We start from the raw sequence: 16,161 nt of genomic DNA, 5'->3' as shown, positions 1-16,161 counted from the left end.
TTATGATCGAAAATATCACTGGTATATTACAAATAAAGAGATTTCAGGTGATCAGTGGTTAAGTTGGAAGGTCGATCTATTAAAGAAAATCAGTTATGATGATGCTAGATCAAATTTGGAATAGAAACTGATAGAAGCAGACAAAATAAATAGCAAGCACAAACACTAGTTTGTCGGAAAGGATGTTGGTATGAAAAAAAGATTTAAAATCTTAAACTGGCAAATCACAGTGATTATGGCGACACTGTTACTTGTTTTATTGACTCTGTATATGTCAAAGAGATATTTTTATAGCAAAGAAATAGAATTGCTGACAGAATCTTGTCAACAAGTAGGCGGCAAAATCATATTAGAAACTAATAGTTTGTCTATGGATTATTCATTTGAGTGCCAGGAAAAGTAAAACAGGCAGAAAGCTGCCTGTTTTATTCCAACTTAAAAACCTAAATCTTGAAGCCATTGATTTAATCTGGTCTCCCGTTTCTCGGCACTTGCCTCATCAAATTTCCCTAAATGTAAGCTGGCTGTTATTTCTCCGTCATTCATAAACATGATTCTTTCAGAACGAAGAGCAACCTTTGGGTCATGTGTGACAAGCAATAGTGTTGCTCCTTCAGAATGGATTTTCGAAAATATATTCATCACATCTTTCGTTGCATGAGAGTTAAGAGCACCTGTTGGTTCATCAGCAAAAAGAATGTCTGGTTCATTCATAAGCGCTCGACAGATAGAGGCTCTTTGAAGCTGACCTCCTGATACTTCTGACAAATATCTATCTGCTAAATGATCAATATCAAGTTTCTCCATTAAATATTTAGCTCGTTCATTCACTTCTTTTCTTGGCTTTTTCTTTGTTAAGTAAGCTGCAGCAATGATGTTATCAAACAGATTAAGGTTTTTTAGTAAGTGGCTGTGTTGAAAGACAAATCCCATATCTGTTAAACGCAGAGCAGTTAACTGTTTATCTGTCATTTCTGATAGTAAATGGCCCTTATATTTGATCTCTCCTGTTGAGGCTGTTTCTATCCCGCTAAGCTGATAAAGCAAGGAGGTTTTCCCGCATCCGGAAGGGCCCATAATCGTCACAAATTCCCCAGGATGTATCGATAAATGGATATCTTTAAGAATGATTAAAGAATCAATTTGCAAAGACAATCGTTTTGTTTCAATCAAGTGTTCCATGTGAAACATCTCCTTATGAAAGTGTATGACGAGTAGTTTGACTAGTAAAAAACGTCTTCAATAACGAAGCGGTTAAAGCTAAGCTGACAATCAACAGTGTGATTGGGTACACAACTGACACCCATTGTGGTGCCAGCCACTGAAGGCTTGATGCCCCTAAGGATGCTCCACCTAAACTCATTAAAGCTGGTCCAATTGTGTGGACAGCGATCGTGCCAATAAAGGTGCCCAAAGAGATAACGACGATAAAACTTGTCATATATTGTACTGTTACATCTTTTTTAGAAAATCCAATCGTTCGTAATAAATGGTTTCGACTTGAATCTTTTGCTTTTAACATATGCAGAAACATGAATAACATCAAACTGGCAGTTCCAAAAGCAGCTAATATAGACAAAAATGCAACGACTTTTACTAAAGATGCTGTGCTGCCGATTGTTTGATGAACGTATTCTTTCATATCTGTCACTTTTGCAGGAGATATCTCTTTTTCAAATACTGTCTTTTTCTCCGCAATTTCTATTCCTTGGTTTAGTTGAATTTGAATGGTTTTCCAAAGGACTGATTGAGGAAAGGGCTGTGTTATTGCTTTTGCTGTTTTCCCACCGTTGGTGACATCCTGATAAATGCCAGTCACAGTTTTTTGAATTTCCTGTCCATTTGTTACGAGAGTAATTTTTTCTCCTATCTTTTTTTGGAGTGAATCTGAACTGAGCACTGATAAGGCAATTTCTTTCTTCTTTATAGGCTGTCGCCCTTGTAAATAGGTGAGAGGAAATGCTGAGAGATTCCCTGTTTCTAAATAGAGTGTTTCTAATGAATTCTCCTTTGATTTTGCCTGAAGAGAGGTTGTTTCATATATGGCTGATGCATGAATATCTCGATCTTCACGGATCATTGATTCTATGTTAATAGTATTTTCTTCTAGATGATTTCCTTGTCGTATATCAATTCGAAGGTCACTTTGACCAGAGCCAAGATATGTGATGAAATCCGGTGATTGTAAGGTGTACCATAGTTGAATAGGCAGCAGCATCAAAAATGTACAAAGGGCGATAATACAAGTAATTGTTGTGTACAACTTCTTTCGTGATAACAGATCTTTTAAACCAAGCCAAATATTGACTGAGATGAACCTGTTTTTCTTGAGATGCAAGGGTATTTGTTTTTTATCATTCGTTGAAATGACGCTGTCTTGAATTGCTTGAGCGGCTGATACTCGGCCAAACTTTCTTAGGACAGTATAGCTGCAAGAAATGATAATCATTGCTATCACAATAGAAACACAAAGCGGGATGAACCAAGAAGTAAAAGAAGGCTGACTCCCCATGTATCGCTGAATATTGGCTGTAAACATATCACCAAATATAGGAGATAATCCATATCCTGCTGTACACCCTATACCAGCAAGGAAGGCATATTTTCCAACGTATAATTGCTTGATTTTTGTTAAAGGAATCCCAAGCACCTTCAATATTCCAATTTCACGTTCGTCCTCTTCTATAGAAGCAGTCATAGCAAGATGAAGAGAGAGAAGAGCTATACCGATGAGCAGCATGCAAACAAGTAGGAGAATGGCGATCACCATTCCATCTGTCAATGCGTTCAGCATACGCAGCAAAGGTAATGTGACAGCTGGCCCTTGTTGTGGAAGCTGTGATGACTGGTAGATTGCTTGAAAGGCATCTGCCTGAGCGGCATCATGCAGTAAAAATTCAATTAAATATTCCTTTTTATGAAACACTTGATTCATTGCGTCCCAATCTTTGTGATGAAGAAGGAATCTTTTCGAACTAACAAGACTAGGGTTCATTTGTGCATCTCGCAAGAATGCTTTAATGCGGAAAGAGAATTGATGAGCCCCTTTCCCAATCAGTAACGTTTCTCCTATTTTCAGATGATACCTTTGCTGAAAGTAGATAGGCACAGCCACTTCACCTTTACTGACAGTGAGCTTTTCATTTTGTTCATTTAAAAGAAAATCAAAATAACGATTTTGTTTTACAAATAAATGATCCATCACACCTGCTTTGGCGGGTTCGTTTCCGAACTTGATATTTGCATGTTCAATTGGAATCATTGGGACGATTTGATGTGCTTTTACCATGGACTGCTTTCTTGAAAATGCCTCAATATCTTTTTCCTTTAGGCTGCCGTCATGCATTTGGACAAAGTCTGGTGCCTTGGCTGAATGGAGCAGATTAGAAATGGAACCATTCAGCTGTACTATCATTTGAGCGGCACTTGTTGCTAGAAATGATGTCATCATAATGCAAATGATTAAACCGATGGAAATGAGACGATGGCGGGTTAAGTCTTTCTTGATAAACGTCAGTCTCATGAGGCTGATTCTCCTTCATGTTGCAGCATATTTTTTGTTAAATAGGCAAGGGCAAACATGAAAGTACTGACTATTAGTACTGTCACATACATGTTTGCTGAAAACGTATTGAACAAGAACCCATACATCATTTGACCAAGCGGGGCAGCACATTGAGAAACCATTGTCAGATTGGCCATCACTTTTCCTAATTGACTATTTGGCGTTTTCTTTTGAACATGTGAAATCACAACGATTGAGATCATTGTAAGCAGCATAGCAATTGGAAGACATCCTGCTAGAAAGAGAAAATAAGCTGGATAAGTGCCAAATTGAAGAGCCATGTTGGATGTTGAGAATGCGACAGGTAGCAAGATGATCGCGATGACGATCAGCCAGCGATATAAAGTAGGGATGCGCCAATGCTTTGCTACAAGTCCAACTAGCAGAGCTCCTGCGATGACAGCGAACTCAATTAAGCCCATGCCTACACCATACATGATGTCACTGCTTTTCATTGTGACCCTTAAAATAATTGGACCACCTACGATAAAAAATGGCGTGAGGATGAAATTTAACATTGCAGCAAGCAACATGGCTCTTTTTAAAAATGGCTGACTGCCAATATAGGAAAATCCTTGTTTCATATCTTTTACGAGCACTTTGCCCATATTTTCCGTTAAGGGGCTAGGGGAGAAGGAGATGTTTAACCGTAAAAGCATGCATGCTGATAGAAAAAACACGATGGCACTGGCACCTATGATGGATTGACTTCCAATCAGTCCGTACAGAACTCCGCCGATAATAGGAGCGAGAACACCTGAAAGTGCCTGCACGCCATTAACGATCCCGTTTGCTTGTTCTAAGTGTTCCTGTTTTACTAACTGTGGAATGCTGGACATCACAGCGGGAGCATAGAACGTGCTCATCACACCAAGAAGCACCATGACCGCTCCGATCATAAAGAGTGAATCATTGCCTGAGAATAACCAAAAATAAAAAGCCAGAATCATGATGCCGGTGAGAACATCAAATAAAATCATCAAGTTCCTTCTGTTATACCGGTCAGCGATTGCGCCTGCTAAGGGGGAAAGAAGGAGCGGGACATTGGATAAAGCGAATAGTAAGGCATATAAGTCAACGCGCTGAGTCATATCCAGCACGTGTAAAGATAGAACAAACCGAATTAAGGAAGACCCAAAAACGGAAATAATCTGTCCGAGCACGAGGTAAATAAAGTCGGATGAACCTCTTTTAGATAATAAAGACATGGGTATCACTCTCCTTTTAGACCGACCGTCAGTCTATAATGTATGCAGGATTGGTATTGAAGTGACCAATCACTGATTGTGTTCATCAAGCTCTCCAGTTAAACGTTTCAGAAGAAAGGAGAAGCTCCCCTTTTCTGCATGTAATGAGGATTCGAGGATATCAATAAAAGCTAGCGCTCGCTGCATACTCTCTTCGGCTGTCCATTGAAAAAGGCCCTCATCAAATATGACCTGTGCAGAAGCAAGAAGGAATTCCACCGTTTCTTGCGGGTAATTTGTTTTAAATGTTCCTTCTTCCACCCCTTGCTGAATGACATCAGCTAAAACGGGTGATAGTTCTTTAATCGCTTTGATTAAGCTTTTTTGGTGCATCTCTGCATTAGAAGGCTGGTGAAATTGTTCAATCATGCCCTGTTTATTGCTTCCTTGCTTTGGCGATTGCGCCATGATGATGCGAAATAGTTTGTCGACGACTGGAAGGTCTGGCTCTGCCGCAATACGCTTTGCCACGATGATATCTGCTTTGATGATCCTGTCAATAATGGCATCCATCACTTCTTCTTTGGATGAAAAGTAATAATAAAAAGTGCCTTTTGCAATGCCAACAGCTTTCAGAATGTCGATAATCGTTGTTTGCTGATAGCCTTTGGTAGAAAAGAGCTCTTCTGATGCGTTTAAGATGTCATTTTTACGTTCCTCAGGATGTTTAACGGTTCTCATAAAGCCATCCTTTCTTTTGACTAGACTGTCGGTCGGTCCTTTGATTTGATTAAACACTTTTCAATGTACCTTTGTCAATGGCTCATTTTTAAACACTTTGCATTTATTGTGCAATGACACTATGTTACATTGAATGAAAACACCTTCAGGAGAGATGCCTCATGCAATTTTTAACCACTGAATTGGCACAAGAAATGGTTGAACGTACGATGCGTATTTTAGATAAAAATATCAATGTAATGAATGCGGATGGTGTCATCATTGGTTCTGGTGAACGAAAAAGGATTGGTCAGAAACATGATGGTGCACGACTTGTGCTCACAAACGGGAACAGTATGGAAATTGACCACGATGCGTCCTTGCACTTAGAAGGAGTAAGACCAGGAATCAATTTGCCCATTTGCTTTCGTGAACAAGTGGTTGGTGTGATTGGCATTACTGGTGAGCCAGAGGACATTCGGCATCATGCCGAGCTGGTGAAAATGGCAGCTGAGCTAGTGTTAGAGCAGTCTTTTCTGCTTGAACGAGTGCAGTGGCGGCAGCGGATAGAGAGTGAGATTGTCAATCAGTTAATTTCTGATTCGGACGTTGGTAATCATCAGCTAAAGAACCGAGCTGCATGGCTGGGAATGGATTTAGATAAGCGCCGAATGGCCATCATTTTTCAGCCAGTTCCATCCTCAGAAGACGCTGTGCATAAAATGATGCATGCAATTCAATACGATAAGAATGCGGATGATTTGCTTGGCATGACTTTTCGTCATGAATTGGTTCTTTTAAGGCAGCCGATTTCTGATCATCATTTAAAGCATGTGGTTGGGCAGCTGCAAAGAACAATGGAAAATGCAGTAGGAGGCCAGGTGCTGGTGGGGATAGGAACTGTCGCAGACGACATAAGCCGGCTGTCATTGTCCTTTGAACACGCTAGAGATTCATTGCGGTTAGGGAAGGCTCTTGATCCGGAGGAAAGTATTTATTTTTTTGAATCTTATCAGCTGGAAAGGCTATTCATCGCTGCAGGAGCTGTTGAAGAAAACGGTAGTTGGGCTGACTTTTACAAGCCATTAACACAAGAAGAGGAGCTTGCCCACACATTAAGAAGTTACATTGAAGAGGGCGGTGATTTACAAAGAATTGTTGATCGTTTATATATTCACCGGAATACATTGAGATATCGTTTAGATAAGATACAAGCTTTGACCGGAAAAGATCCCCGTCATGTAAAACAGTTGATGGAGCTTTATATGGCGCAGTTGATGTATCAATTATCTTGATTGTGCATATGCACAATGAGATGAAGTGATAAATGAAAAAAGTTCATCTAGATTCACAACCCGATTCCGATTAGTAAACGCTTACAATAAAAGAAAGACAATTTTGGGGGGATCGAGGATGAATGGTGATGTGACTGTAAGTACACTGGGAGCCATTATGGCACTGGTTATTGCGATTGTTCTTATTCTAAAAAAAGTATCACCTGCGTATGGCATGCTGGCAGGTGCATTTATAGGCGGTTTAATTGGCGGCGTAGATATTGCTCAGACCGTCAATGTCATGATGGAAGGTGCTAAAGGCATGATTCCGGCTGTCCTTAGAATTATGGCGGCAGGGGTGCTTGCTGGCGTTTTAATTGAATCGGGTGCAGCTTTATCTATCGCTGAGGCGATCGTGAAAAAGCTTGGAGAGGCGAGGGCGTTATTAGCACTGGCACTGGCAACCATGATTTTAACGACAGTGGGCGTTTTTGTAGATGTAGCTGTTATCACGGTAGCGCCTATCGCCCTTGCCATTGCCAAACGGGCAAAGCTGTCAAAAACGGGGATTTTACTCGCCATGATTGGAGGCGGGAAAGCAGGGAATATCATGTCACCGAATCCGAATGCCATTGCCGCTTCTGATGCGTTTGGTGTACCGCTTACTTCAATGATGGCAGCAGGTATCATTCCGGCTATATTTGGCTTAGCTGTCACATATGTGTTAGCCAAAAAGCTTGCTAAGAAAGGAGCGCCTGTACTTGAAGAAGAAGTTAATCAAAGCCAGTTTCAAGTACCTGCCTTTTTACCAGCGGTGGTCGGTCCACTTGTCACCATTTTATTGTTGGCTTTAAGACCGCTTTTTCAAATTAATATAGACCCAATGATCGCCTTACCGATCGGAGGCATTGTAGGCGCTCTTTTCATGAAAAAAGGGAAATTTATTAATGATTATGCGATGTCCGGGCTGAACAAAATGTCGGGTGTAGCGATTATGTTATTAGGGACAGGCACACTAGCAGGAATTGTATCAAATTCTTCCTTAAAAGATGTGTTTATTCAAGCACTTGATGCATCGGGATTACCTCCGTATTTACTTGCACCAGCTTCAGGGATCTTTATGTCTGCCGCCACTGCTTCGACAACAGCAGGAACAGCAGTAGCGAGTGGCGTATTTAGCGGTACGTTACTTGGCCTCGGCGTATCGGCTCTTTCAGGGGCAGCGATGATTCATGCTGGTTCAACTGTGCTTGATCATATGCCGCACGGGAGCTTTTTCCATGCAACAGCAGGAAGTGTTCAAATGGATATCAAAGAGCGGTTGAAGCTCATGCCTTTTGAATCGTTAATTGGTTTGACATTAACCGTCGTATCGACCATTATATTTGGCGTTTTCCAGTTGTTTGGCTGATGACATTTGATAAGAAACGAGGGGCTTTAGGATGAAAATTGTGATTGCACCAGATTCATTTAAAGAAAGTTTATCTGCATATGAGACAGCCTGTGCCATCGAACGGGGATTTCATGCGATTTTGCCAGACGCTGAATATATCAAACTTCCCATGGCAGATGGAGGAGAGGGAACTGTTCAATCGCTAGTTGATGCGACGGGTGGGTACATAATCAATCATGTGGTCACAGGCCCGCTTGGTGACCCCGTCGATGCCTTTTTTGGCATGTTAGGAGACGGTGAGACGGCCGTTATAGAGATGGCCGCAGCCTCTGGGTTACACCTTGTTCCGCAAGAAAAACGCAATCCGTTACTCACGACATCGAGAGGAACTGGGGAATTAATGCTTGCGGCGCTAGATCAAGGAGCAAAGCATGTCATCATTGGGCTTGGCGGAAGTGCAACAAATGATGGCGGCGTTGGGATGATGCAAGGATTAGGTGCAGTTTTTCTTGATCAAGCAGGACAGGAGCTGTCGCCAGGCGTTGGGACCCTTCATCAATTAGCTTCAATTGATCTAACTGGACTTGACCCTAGACTGCAATCCATTCGGCTGGAGGCAGCCTGTGATGTGGATAATCCTTTAACGGGTGAGAGAGGAGCGTCTGCTGTGTTCGGCCCTCAAAAAGGTGCAGATGAACATATGGTTCAAGTGCTAGACAAGAATTTAGCTCATTTTGCTCAAATAGCAGAAAAGCAGTTTAATGTATCTTTTGAAGATGCAGAAGGGGCAGGAGCGGCAGGAGGACTTGGTGCGAGTTTATTAGGCTTTTTACACGCTGATTTGCAGCGAGGCATTGATATTGTGCTGAAGGCAGTACAGTTTAATGATGTCATCAAGGAGGCAGACCTAGTTGTTACTGGTGAAGGCCGAATTGACCAGCAAACCATTTATGGAAAAACCCCAATTGGTGTAGCCAAAGCAGCAAAGCAGTATCACCTGCCTGTGATCGGCATCGCGGGCTCTCTCTCAAAGGATAGTGCAGTCGTACATGAGCATGGCATTGATGCCCTTTTTAGTATCGTTCCAGGTGTCACTTCTCTTTCTGAGGCGATGAGAGATGGGGCTATTCATGTAGAGAGAACCGCTCGAAATATTGCGGCTGTTATATCAATTGGAAAAAATAAGTAAATGATGAAAAATGTTTCCTTTTCTATCACATTCTTTCTATAGAAATGTGGTAAAATTGTATGAAATGAAATAGAAAGTTGGAGGAAACACAAATGTCTAATCTACCAAATTGTCCTTCATGCAGTTCAACGTATACTTATGAGGATGGCAGTCTGCTGGTTTGTCCTGAATGTGCGCATGAATGGTCACTTGAACAAGAACAAGCGGCAGATGAGCAGCTAGTGGTCAAAGATGCGAATGGAAATCTATTAAGTGATGGGGATACGGTCTCTGTCATTAAAGATTTAAAAGTAAAAGGCTCTTCTTCTGTCTTAAAAATAGGCACGAAGGTCAAAGGCATTCGTTTAGTGGAAGGCGATCATAACATTGATTGTAAAATTCCTAGCTTCGGTGCAATGAAGTTAAAATCAGAGTTTGTGAAAAAGGTATAATGAGAGAAAAGAGGCTGTCAGTCAGAAGCCTCTTTTTCTTTATTTATAGGTGAAAGGAATAAACTTAAACAAAATTCCATACATATGTACCTGTTGAAAATAATTCATTTTTAAAAAATCAAGCCTCTTTTCACATAAAAAATGGTTGTTTTCTTAACCCTACCTTAAAAAAGACAGATGATTCACTAAATTTTGGCTCATCCCCTTCACAACTTTTGGGCATTGCTGTACCATATGGAAGTGTTCTTCTATTTTTAACGGATCATGGTGTTTATTTGGAAATAGATGATAGATGATACTTAGACAAAGAAGGAGAGGTAACGTGACGAACGTTTTAGAACTGCATAATGTATCTAGGCATATTCACGGGAAAAAGATCGTTCAAGACTTGAGCTTTTCTGTCCAAGCGGGCGAAGTTTTTGGCTTCTTAGGACCAAACGGCGCAGGGAAAACGACAACCATTCGTATGATGGTCGGTCTTTCTCCAATTACATCTGGTGACATTCTGATTAATGGTCATAGTATTCAATCTTCATATCAGCATGCCATCCAAGATGTTGGTGCCATTATTGAAAACCCAGAAATGTATAATCATTTAACAGCCAGACAAAATCTTGTTCACTTTGCCAGAATGAATGGGAAAGTGGATGAAGGGCGAATTGATGAGCTGCTAGAACTAGTTAGTTTGCAGCATGTGAAACATAAGCGTGTCCGTACGTTTTCATTAGGAATGAAGCAGCGTTTGGGGATTGCTCAGGCATTGATACATAAACCGAAACTGCTAATCTTAGATGAGCCGACCAATGGACTTGATCCAGAGGGAATTCGCATGATACGAGATTACTTGAGAAGGCTTGCAAAGGAAGAAGGGCTAGCTGTCATTGTTTCAAGTCACCTCATGTCAGAGATGGAATTGATGTGTGATCGTTTTGCGATTATCCAAAAAGGCAAGCTGATAGCGATTGAGGATCAGCGTGCAGAGACGAATCAAGACGAATTGGTCAATTATCGAATGAAGGTCGCATCTGGTGAGCTGGAAGAAACACAGAAGCTCATTGGTATATTTGAGGAAGGCACGACTGTAAGAGAAGAGGAGCAGTATTTATTCTTCTCCTTGTCAGAAGAGAAAATGCCGGAATTGATTCGTCATTTAAGCGGCGCGTCCATTCATTTGTACGAAATCAAAATTGAAAAACAAACCTTAGAAGATAAGTTCTTAAGCTTAACAAGTAAAAAGGAGGCAGACGTATGATTCGCCTCATTCAAAACGAGTGGATGAAGATCAGTTATCGTATTGGAACTTGGATTATGGTTGGACTTCTTGTTTTAGGGATGATTGCCACGTTGATCTTTGCGGTTAAGACAAATGACGGAGATCAGGCATCAGGTGATTGGAAGATTGAGCTGCAATCGATCAATAAAGCAAAGAAACAAGAATTGAAAGAGGATAATATAGGATTTTATAAGAGATCTCTTGAAAAGGATATAGCGATCAATGAGTATCGAATCAAGCATGATTTGCCTCCTGCGGATCAATTCGGTAAAAATGCATGGGCTTATGTGAAGATCAATGCTGATTTGCTGCAGCTGGTCGGTGTGTTTGTGATTATCATTGCAGCCACCATTGTCTCGGCTGAATATAAGCATGGTACAATTAAATTATTGTTAATTCGTCCACCATCAAGAATGAAGATTCTCTTATCTAAATACTTTACTGTTCAACTTTATTCTCTATTTCTTATCGCGGTGTTATTTATCCTATCATTTATCTTAGGTGCGATATTCTTTGGACTAAATCATGACTATGTGCATTTGGCTTATCAAAATGGTGAAGTCATTGAGCGGTCTCAGTTTGCAAATATGGTCTCTTATTATTTGGCACATTGTGCTATGTTTGTTGTATTAGGGACACTTTCTTTTGCCATCTCAACGGTATTTAGAAGTGAGGCCATTTCTATCGCGATCAGTGTGTTAGCGTATATTGTTGGAGCATCCATCACAAGCATTTTGATGTTCTTCTTTGATTGGGCGAAATACTTATTGTTTGCCAATGATCCTGCACAATATTTTGCAGACACACCTACTTTTATCGAAGACATGTCTCTAGGATTCTCACTAATCGTCCTAGTCATCTATTGGGCTATTTTCTTAGCCATTGCCTTAATTGTCTTCCAAAAACGAGAAGTGAAAACAGGCAGTTAAATTTTAAAAATTTTTAGGAGGTTTACACATGATTAGTCGTAAAGGTGAAAAAATTATGGGGATTATTAGTATTGTCCTCAATGCCATTGGTGTTGGATTTGGAGCCTTAATCCTCTCGGTAGGTCCATCATTTTATAATGAAATTAATGAAGTGTTACAAGAGGAAGGCGAAACATTACCGATTGAAACGCTTCAAGCTTCAGTCAATGCATTTGGTACGCAGTTTATGGTCGTTTCTGGAATTGCAGCAGTGCTGTCGATTGTCGCTGTGATTCTTTTGAAAACAGACCGCCGTGCCGTGATTTCAGGTGTTCTTTTCTTGGTGTCTGCTGTGACTCTTTTAATTGGAACAATCGGTCTTGCATTCGCTCCAATGGTTCTATTGTTTATCATTGGATTAATGTCTCTTATTAGAAAGCCGAATACAGACATTCACACTAATGAATATCCTTCATAAATAAAAAAGACATGCGTCGCTGTGCGCATGTCTTTTTTTATTTAAATAATGCCTATCAGTTTGGCAACGATCAGTAGAACAATACTGAATCCCCACATCCAGAAGAAAGAGTAGCGAATATGTTTCCCCATATCGACTCCTGCAAGACCGATCGCAAGCCAAACGGCTGGAGCGAGAGGACTGACAAAGGTTCCTATGATGTTTCCGATCATCATGGCATACGCCGCGGAAGTGCCCGTCACACCAACCTCAGATGTGATGGATTCGACAATTGGCAGAAGTGCATAATAATAAGCGTCTGTACTTGTCAGCATATCCAGTGGTACCCCAAACATCCCGACAATGATATGTAAAAATGGAAGCAGGAAAGCAGGTAGAATTTGAATGCTGTCCACAGCAATAGCTTTTAGCATTCCCGTTCCTTCGAGAATGCCTAGAAACGAACCTGCGGAGAAAATAACAGCGGCCATCATGAGTGCACTAGGTGCATGCGCCTTGATTCTCTCCATTTGTACATCCACTTTCGGATAGTTAATTAATAGTGCGAGAGAAAGACCAATCATAAACATATAACTAGCCGGAATCACGTTGAGCACAAGAAGGACAACTACGGCTATAAACAGAATGAAATTCACCCAAATCAAGTGATAACGTTTTAAAGCAGCATCACCTGTCTCGCTAATAGATTGAATAGCCCGGTCCCAATCTGCGCCTTCTAATTGAACAGCAGCGATTTCATTTGCGGCGATTTTGACGCGAATGCGTTTTTCTTCTCTTTTTCCTAAAATAAATGCCATTCCTAATACGAGAACGACCCCAATGAGCTGAATGGGGATGAGCGGCACCCAAAGTTCGGATGGGTCCATGTTCAACACACTTGCTGCCCGTCCTGTGGGGCCAGCCCACGGCACCATATTCGTTAAGCCGGCACTCGTCCCGATCAAAAGCAGCAATAAGTACGGACTCATATGTAATTTTTTATAAAGTGGAAGCAGTGCAGGTACAGTTAATAAAAATGTAGTCGCTCCTGCTCCGTCTAAATGAGCGATGACTCCTATTAGAGCTGTCCCCATCGCAACCGTGACTACATTTCCCCTAGTCAGTTTAATCAGCGTTTTTATTACAGGTTCAAAGAACCCTGTATCTTGTAAAATGCCAAAAAATAAAATGGCGAAAATGAACATGGTCGCCACTGGCAGTACTTTGATAATCCCTTCTTCAAAGAATGTTTGAATGTCATTAATCCCAAATCCTGCGATGAATGCCCCGATTAAAGGCACCATGACCATGGCAACAATCGGACTTGCTTTCCCCCAAATCAGCAATACAACAATCGTTAAAATAATCAACAATCCAACAAACGTTAACATAAGTCCCTCCCCCTACAATAGACCGTTTACATTTTCTTGCTCTTTTTATGACAATGCAGTCCCATATCTGCATTGAAAAAAAGGGTATCAAAAATATGAGTATTAGGCAACCGCTTTCATACCTATAAAATGGTGAAAAAGGATGGGCGAACCAGTATTGGCGCAGGATGAAACATGTCAAAAAATTTAGATAAAATATAAAGGTTCAAGTTTATATTTAAAATACATAAATTTATATAGGTATTTAGATTCACCAAAATGAAAGAAGCGTCCAATGAGTAGACGCCTCTTTCAATCTATTTTTTCATAATAATGTACTCGTAAGGATCAAGGTGAAGCTCTTGAGGCACATGTTGCCCTGTCAGCATATTTTGATAGCTCTCTTCTGAATCTAGTGAAAGGAGCTGCTGTTTTTCCGTGAAATTCATCATAAACACATAGTCCTGCGACCCATCTGTTCGTTTTTGGACACTGACTCCCTCTGGAATCACCGCTGATAGGACGGGCTGTATCTCCATTCCTGTGATGAGATCCTCGTAAAACTCATCATAAAAAATCTGCTCATTTTCGGAAGCCATATAGTATGCCTTTCCATCTCCAAAAGGATGGACAGTCAGGGCTGGCTGTCCTTCGTAGCAGCCATTCTCAAAATGTCCTAACACAGAGGCCGTTTCAGGATGGATGGATTCGCAATATTGCCCGACATGGTAGGTGCGTCCATTTCCTGTGGTCATTAATACGTGTTCATCTGGCATCAATGTGTTGATTTCTTCCGCCCAAATGCCAAGTACATGGCGAAGAGGACCCGGGAAACCGCCGAGGAAACAGAGGTCATTTTCGTCGACCATACCGCTCCAATAGGTTGCGATAAAAATGCCGCCCGCTTTAACAAAGGCTTCAATTTTTTCTGCAACGCCTGGTTTGATCATGTAGAGCATTGGACCAATGAGCACACGATAGGATGAGAAATCCTTTTCCATGCCGACAATGTCAACAGGGATGCCTTTTTTCCAAAAGCTTCGATAATGAGTTTGACAAGCCTCTACATAGCGTTTGTTTGTATTATTTAAGCCTTGCGCATCATCAATGGCCCAGTGGTTTTCCCAATCGTATATGATGGCGACTTCTGGTTGAACGGATGTCCCTGCGATGGGCTGCAGCTGCTCCAGCTGTTTCCCTAGATCAGCGACTTCTTGAAACACGCGCGTATGTTCATGTCCAGAATGATCGACTACGGCGCCATGGAATTTCTCGGAGGCACCTCGTCCTTGGCGCCACTGGAAGTAAAGCACAGAGTCTGATCCGTGGGCAATCGCCTGTATGGCAGAAAGGTGTGCCATGCCTTTGTGTTTGACCTTATTCACTTCATGCCAGTTCACAAGGCTAGGTGTACTCTCCATCACGAGAAATGGCTGACCGTCCTTTAATGAACGATATAAGTCGTGAACGAAGGCTACGTTTGACGCTAATTCAGCGGTTGTTTCTCTGCCGCTATGCCATGCTGGATAACTATCCCATGAAATTACGTCGACCTCTTTTGCAAATTCATGATAATCCAGTCCGAGAAATGGGCGCATATGCGGGTAGTCGCCCATAAAGTTGGTGGTCACTGGGATGTGAGGCGTCAATTCCCGCAGCGGTTCAATTTCATTTTGATAAAAATTGATCGTTTGCGCTGTGACAAAGCGTTTCCAGTCTAGGTTCATTCCGTGAATCATGTGCTCCCCGTGTGGTGCAGGTGATTCGATTTGTGACCAATCACTATACGTGTGGCTCCAAAACCCCGTCCACCATGCTTGGTTTAAAGCTTCAAGGTCATGATTGTACTTGTCTTTCAAATAGCCTCGAAATGCTTCCTGACAGAGATCACAATGACATTCGCCGCCGTACTCATTCGAAATGTGCCACATGATCAGTGCTGGGTGATCTTTGTAGCGTTCAGCGAGCAAACGATTGAGCGTATTCGTTTTTTCTCGATAAACTGGTGAGGTGAAGCAATGATTATGGCGCAGTCCATGTAAATTACGCTGACGGTTCGCTTCGACGCGCAATACCTCAGGATATGCTTGTGACAGCCAAGCAGGCCTAGCTCCGCTTGGTGTTGCAAGAATGGCGTGTGCCCCCTGAGCTGCCAAGCGGTCCATAATGTCATCCAGCCATGCAAAATCATACTGACCTTCTTTTGGCTCTAGCTTACTCCATGCGAAAATGTTGATGGAGAATGTTTGACAATGTGCAAGCTTCATTAATCGAAAATCTTCGTCAATGATTTCTGGCATATGAAGCCATTGATCTGGATTATAATCGCCACCATGCAAAAAGCCTTTCACATTTGGGTGAACGAGTGGGTAACGCTTTCCCATTTTGTCACGT

13 protein-coding genes are annotated in these 16,161 nt (G+C 41.6%); 7 read left to right on the top strand and 6 right to left on the bottom strand.

The features are described from left to right. Positions 1 to 435 precede the first annotated feature (435 nt). The 4 genes from MHI16_RS18435 to MHI16_RS18420 all read right to left on the bottom strand — a co-directional run bounded on the left by MHI16_RS18435 (position 436) and on the right by MHI16_RS18420 (position 5,493). Positions 436 to 1,182 carry an ABC transporter ATP-binding protein gene (locus MHI16_RS18435; RefSeq protein ID WP_058013262.1) on the bottom strand — a complete coding sequence of 249 codons (747 nt, stop codon included), beginning with the start codon at positions 1,180 to 1,182 and terminating at the stop codon, positions 436 to 438. A 13-nt stretch (positions 1,183 to 1,195) separates the two neighbouring features. After that, on the bottom strand, positions 1,196 to 3,523 hold the full coding sequence (locus MHI16_RS18430; protein WP_058013263.1) for an ABC transporter permease: 2,328 nt from the start codon (positions 3,521 to 3,523) through the stop codon (positions 1,196 to 1,198). After that, positions 3,520 to 4,773 (bottom strand): MFS transporter, encoded by a 1,254-nt coding sequence (locus tag MHI16_RS18425; protein WP_058013264.1) that lies wholly within the window; start codon positions 4,771 to 4,773, stop codon positions 3,520 to 3,522. The genes MHI16_RS18430 and MHI16_RS18425 overlap by 4 nt, the downstream gene beginning before the upstream one ends. A 69-nt stretch (positions 4,774 to 4,842) precedes the next feature. Then, on the bottom strand, positions 4,843 to 5,493 hold the full coding sequence (locus MHI16_RS18420) for a TetR/AcrR family transcriptional regulator (RefSeq protein ID WP_058013265.1): 651 nt from the start codon (positions 5,491 to 5,493) through the stop codon (positions 4,843 to 4,845). Positions 5,494 to 5,654: 161 nt separating this feature from the next. Between MHI16_RS18420 and MHI16_RS18415 the strand changes: the two genes are divergently transcribed. The 7 genes from MHI16_RS18415 to MHI16_RS18385 all read left to right on the top strand — a co-directional run bounded on the left by MHI16_RS18415 (position 5,655) and on the right by MHI16_RS18385 (position 12,418). Then, positions 5,655 to 6,767 (top strand): sugar diacid recognition domain-containing protein, encoded by a 1,113-nt coding sequence (locus MHI16_RS18415; protein WP_058013266.1) that lies wholly within the window; start codon positions 5,655 to 5,657, stop codon positions 6,765 to 6,767. Positions 6,768 to 6,885: 118 nt separating this feature from the next. Beyond that, entirely contained in the window at positions 6,886 to 8,157 is a 1,272-nt protein-coding gene (locus MHI16_RS18410) for a GntP family permease (RefSeq protein ID WP_058013267.1), read from the top strand. Between the two features lie 31 nt (positions 8,158 to 8,188). Further along, the gene (locus tag MHI16_RS18405; protein WP_342498032.1) at positions 8,189 to 9,328 is read left to right on the top strand and encodes a glycerate kinase; all 1,140 of its coding nucleotides are present in this window, start codon (positions 8,189 to 8,191) and stop codon (positions 9,326 to 9,328) included. Between the two features lie 92 nt (positions 9,329 to 9,420). Then, on the top strand, positions 9,421 to 9,759 hold the full coding sequence (locus MHI16_RS18400) for a zinc ribbon domain-containing protein YjdM (protein ID WP_058013269.1): 339 nt from the start codon (positions 9,421 to 9,423) through the stop codon (positions 9,757 to 9,759). A 322-nt stretch (positions 9,760 to 10,081) separates the two neighbouring features. Next, positions 10,082 to 11,011, top strand: coding sequence for an ABC transporter ATP-binding protein (locus MHI16_RS18395; protein WP_081042248.1), 930 nt, complete (start codon positions 10,082 to 10,084; stop codon positions 11,009 to 11,011). Beyond that, entirely contained in the window at positions 11,008 to 11,961 is a 954-nt protein-coding gene (locus MHI16_RS18390) for an ABC transporter permease subunit (protein WP_058013271.1), read from the top strand. The genes MHI16_RS18395 and MHI16_RS18390 overlap by 4 nt, the downstream gene beginning before the upstream one ends. A 28-nt stretch (positions 11,962 to 11,989) precedes the next feature. Beyond that, entirely contained in the window at positions 11,990 to 12,418 is a 429-nt protein-coding gene (locus MHI16_RS18385; protein ID WP_058013272.1) for a DUF4064 domain-containing protein, read from the top strand. Positions 12,419 to 12,459: 41 nt separating this feature from the next. On the opposite strand, the gene MHI16_RS18380 is transcribed toward MHI16_RS18385, so the two are convergent. Then, positions 12,460 to 13,788, bottom strand: a complete 1,329-nt coding sequence (locus MHI16_RS18380) for a citrate:proton symporter (RefSeq protein WP_058013273.1) — start codon at positions 13,786 to 13,788, stop codon at positions 12,460 to 12,462. A gap of 296 nt (positions 13,789 to 14,084) precedes the next feature. Next, a complete protein-coding gene (locus MHI16_RS18375) occupies positions 14,085 to 16,151 on the bottom strand; it encodes a beta-galactosidase (RefSeq protein WP_058013274.1) in 2,067 nt (688 codons plus the stop codon). Positions 16,152 to 16,161: the final 10 nt, after the last annotated feature.

The sequence above is a fragment of the Bacillus sp. FSL K6-0923 genome (assembly GCF_038630825.1).
GTDB lineage: Bacteria > Bacillota > Bacilli > Bacillales > Bacillaceae > Bacillus > Bacillus pumilus.
Note: the sequence above shows the minus strand (reverse complement) of the source record. Positions and strands in the feature narration are given on the sequence as shown.

Excerpts from the sequence above, each read along its gene's own strand:
- MHI16_RS18435 (WP_058013262.1), bottom strand. The coding sequence starts at position 1,182 with ATGGAACACTTGATTGAAACAAAACGATTGTCTTTGCAAATTGATTCT.
- MHI16_RS18430 (WP_058013263.1), bottom strand. The coding sequence starts at position 3,523 with ATGAGACTGACGTTTATCAAGAAAGACTTAACCCGCCATCGTCTCATT.
- MHI16_RS18425 (WP_058013264.1), bottom strand. The coding sequence starts at position 4,773 with ATGTCTTTATTATCTAAAAGAGGTTCATCCGACTTTATTTACCTCGTG.
- MHI16_RS18420 (WP_058013265.1), bottom strand. The coding sequence starts at position 5,493 with ATGAGAACCGTTAAACATCCTGAGGAACGTAAAAATGACATCTTAAAC.
- MHI16_RS18415 (WP_058013266.1), top strand. The coding sequence starts at position 5,655 with ATGCAATTTTTAACCACTGAATTGGCACAAGAAATGGTTGAACGTACG.
- MHI16_RS18410 (WP_058013267.1), top strand. The coding sequence starts at position 6,886 with ATGAATGGTGATGTGACTGTAAGTACACTGGGAGCCATTATGGCACTG.
- MHI16_RS18405 (WP_342498032.1), top strand. The coding sequence starts at position 8,189 with ATGAAAATTGTGATTGCACCAGATTCATTTAAAGAAAGTTTATCTGCA.
- MHI16_RS18400 (WP_058013269.1), top strand. The coding sequence starts at position 9,421 with ATGTCTAATCTACCAAATTGTCCTTCATGCAGTTCAACGTATACTTAT.
- MHI16_RS18390 (WP_058013271.1), top strand. The coding sequence starts at position 11,008 with ATGATTCGCCTCATTCAAAACGAGTGGATGAAGATCAGTTATCGTATT.
- MHI16_RS18385 (WP_058013272.1), top strand. The coding sequence starts at position 11,990 with ATGATTAGTCGTAAAGGTGAAAAAATTATGGGGATTATTAGTATTGTC.
- MHI16_RS18380 (WP_058013273.1), bottom strand. The coding sequence starts at position 13,788 with ATGTTAACGTTTGTTGGATTGTTGATTATTTTAACGATTGTTGTATTG.
- MHI16_RS18375 (WP_058013274.1), bottom strand. The coding sequence starts at position 16,151 with ATGGGAAAGCGTTACCCACTCGTTCACCCAAATGTGAAAGGCTTTTTG.